Source organism: Pelagibacterium sediminicola, assembly GCF_003390885.1.
Lineage (GTDB): Bacteria > Pseudomonadota > Alphaproteobacteria > Rhizobiales > Devosiaceae > Pelagibacterium > Pelagibacterium sediminicola.
Genome location: NZ_QMEL01000020.1, coordinates 2,501 through 6,027, shown reverse-complemented (window position 1 = coordinate 6,027; position 3,527 = coordinate 2,501). Strand labels below are relative to the sequence as shown.

General features: G+C 55.0%; 1 rRNA gene. It reads right to left on the bottom strand.

Annotated elements, in window-relative coordinates:
- Window positions 1–237: 237 nt before the first annotated feature.
- Window positions 238–3,404 (bottom strand): 23S ribosomal RNA (locus DQG18_RS15755).
- Between the last annotated feature and the right edge of the window lie 123 nt (window positions 3,405–3,527).

Sequence of the window (3,527 nt, the reverse complement as noted above, 5' to 3'; positions counted from 1 at the left end):
TCGGGTTCTGGGCGCTTCGCCATAGCCACCAGATCGATAAAGAACACATTTCGTGAACTGGTCTTTTTTTGTTTTGCCTCGCGGGCCGCACCGCTTCGGGCATGACGGCGCTAAAGCCGCGCCTATGCCCTACGCTGGCCCTCCGGCGGGGCGTCGCAAACGTGCGACGGGGTCCTCGCTTTGCTCGTCCTTTGACGAATGAGAGGCATGATCTTTTACGGTTATTGATAAATGAGAACGATCAAGCCGATCGAGCTATTAGTACCGGTAAGCTCCACACATTGCTGCGCTTCCACACCCGGCCTATCGACGTGGTGGTCTTCCACGGCTCTGATAGGGAATACTGGTTTTGAGGGAGGCTTCCTGCTTAGATGCTTTCAGCAGTTATCCCGTCCGAACTTAGCTACCCTGCAATGCGGCTGGCGCCACAACAGGTCCACCAGAGGTTCGTCCATCCCGGTCCTCTCGTACTAGGGACAGCTCCTCTCAATATTCCAACACCCACGGCAGATAGGGACCGAACTGTCTCACGACGTTCTAAACCCAGCTCACGTACCACTTTAAATGGCGAACAGCCATACCCTTGGGACCTGCTCCAGCCCCAGGATGTGATGAGCCGACATCGAGGTGCCAAACGATGCCGTCGATAAGGACTCTTGGGCATCATCAGCCTGTTATCCCCGGCGTACCTTTTATCCGTTGAGCGATGGCCCTTCCACGCGGGACCACCGGATCACTATGACCGACTTTCGTCTCTGCTCGAGCTGTCACTCTCGCAGTCAGGCAGGCTTATGCCATTGCACTCAACGACCGATTTCCGACCGGTCTGAGCCCACCATCGCGCGCCTCCGTTACTCTTTGGGAGGCGACCGCCCCAGTCAAACTACCCACCACACGCTGTCCCGGGTGCTGTTACACCGCGGTTAGACATCCATGACGATAAGGGTGGTATCTCACATTGCGGCTCCACGAGAACTGGCGTCCTCGCTTCAAAGCCTACCACCTATTCTGCACATGCCGACACGAATGCCAGCGTGAAGCTATAGTAAAGGTGCACGGGGTCTTTCCGTCTGACCGCAGGAACCCCGCATCTTCACGGGGAGTTCAATTTCGCTGAGTCGATGCTGGAGACAGTGGGGAAGTCGTTACGCCATTCGTGCAGGTCGGAACTTACCCGACAAGGAATTTCGCTACCTTAGGACCGTTATAGTTACGGCCGCCGTTTACCGGGGCTTCAATTCAAGGCTTGCACCTCTCCTTTTAACCTTCCGGCACCGGGCAGGCGTCAGACCCTATACGTCGTTTTGCAACTTCGCAGAGCCCTATGTTTTTAATAAACAGTCGCCACCCCCTCTTTTGTGCCACCCCCCAACGGTTGCCCGTCAAGGGGTCACGCTTATCCCGAAGTTACGCGTGCAATTTGCCGAGTTCCTTCAGCATCGTTCTCTCAAGCGCCTTGGTATACTCTACCAGTCCACCTGTGTCGGTTTAGGGTACGGTCTATACGCTGGGGCTGTTTCCCGGGACCGCCTCACTGCACCCCCAATCCAATAAGGGGGTACAACCCTGGCAATCCGTCACTTCCCAGCAGGCCCACGAATATTAACGTGGTTCCCATCGACTACGCATTTCTGCCTCGCCTTAGGGGCCGGCTAACCCTGCGCTGATTAACAGTGCGCAGGAACCCTTGGACTTTCGGCGAGAGTGTCTCTCACACTCTTTATCGCTACTCATGTCAGCATTCGCACTTCCGATACCTCCAGGAGCCCTCACGGATCTCCCTTCGCAGGCTTACGGAACGCTCCGCTACCGCTCAGTGGCCAGATGTCAGCGGTCAGATGTCAGAAAAGTTTTTCTTGTATTTTCCGTACGCGAGCGCAGGCCCTGCAGCATCCGGATGATATGACTGTATTCGTCATGCCATCCCGAAGCCGTCCTGCGCTCCACATATCCCAGATCGGCGGCATACCGGCACCACAACCGCGCCTCCTCGGCAGAGCCGACCGCCATCCCGAGATAGCGCGCGAACTCCTTTGAAGACGACGATTGCCGCCCGGCACCCTCGACAATCAGCCCGCAGACCGATTTCGAGGCCCGCCTGAGCTGATCGGCAAGTCCGCCAAACTGCTCGATTTTTGGAAAATCAAGACTAAAACGATGGATTTCGAGGCTCAAAGCATAAGCCCGCCTGAAGACCTCAAGATCTTCAACTCCCATCATCTGTCTCTTTTCTGACAACTGACCACTGACAACTGGCCACTGAACCCTAAGCTTCGGTGCATGGTTTGAGCCCCGTTACATTTTCGCCGCAGGAGCGCTTGACCAGTGAGCTGTTACGCTATCTTTAAAGGATGGCTGCTTCTAAGCCAACCTCCTGGTTGTCTAAGCACTCCCACATGCTTTCCCACTTAACCATGACTTGGGGACCTTAGCTGTAGGTCAGGGCTGTTTCCCTTTCCACGACGGACCTTAGCACCCGCCGTGTGTCTGCCAGATAGTACTCTTGGGTATTCGGAGTTTGGTTAGGTTTGGTAATCCGGTGAGGACCCCTAGCCCATCCAGTGCTCTACCCCCCAAGGTATTCGTCTGACGCTCTACCTAAATAGATTTCGCGGAGAACCAGCTATTTCCGAGTTTGATTGGCCTTTCACCCCTAGCCACACGTCATCCCCGTCTTTTTCAACAGACGTGGGTTCGGTCCTCCAGTGCGTGTTACCACACCTTCAACCTGCACATGGCTAGATCACTCGGTTTCGGGTCTAATCCGTCGTACTTAATCGCCCTATTCAGACTCGGTTTCCCTACGCCTACACCTAACGGCTTAAGCTTGCACGACAGACTAAGTCGCTGACCCATTATACAAAAGGTACGCCATCACCCAGGACAAACCTTGGGCTCTGACTGTTTGTAGGCATCCAGTTTCAGGAACTGTTTCACTCCCCTCGTCGGGGTGCTTTTCACCTTTCCCTCACGGTACTTGTTCACTATCGGTCGCACACGAGTACTTAGGCTTGGAGGGTGGTCCCCCCATGTTCAGACAGGATTTCACGTGTCCCGCCCTACTCAAGGACAAACAAGATTTCTACCGGTACGGGGCTATCACCCACTAAGGCAAAGCTTTCCAGCTTCTTCCCGTTCTTACTTGTCTGCCACTGGCCTGGTCCGGGTTCGCTCGCCACTACTACCGGAGTCTCAATTGATGTCCTTTCCTCCAGGTACTGAGATGTTTCAGTTCCCCGGGTTCGCTTCCCTTGCGGGATACTCCATAAGGAGTGGGTTGCCCCATTCGGAAATCGCCGGATCAAAGCTTATTCGCAGCTCCCCGACGCTTATCGCAGCGTATCACGTCCTTCATCGCCTGTGTGCGCCAAGGCATCCACTGAACGCCCTTTTGGCACTTGATCGTTCTCATTATCAATAACCGCATTGTTTGATGGGTCGCTTGTCGAACCGGAAAAGTGGGAAGCACTTTTCCTGACAAACTCCCCGCCACCCGACTGCAGGATCGCTCCCGCATCCGGACAACA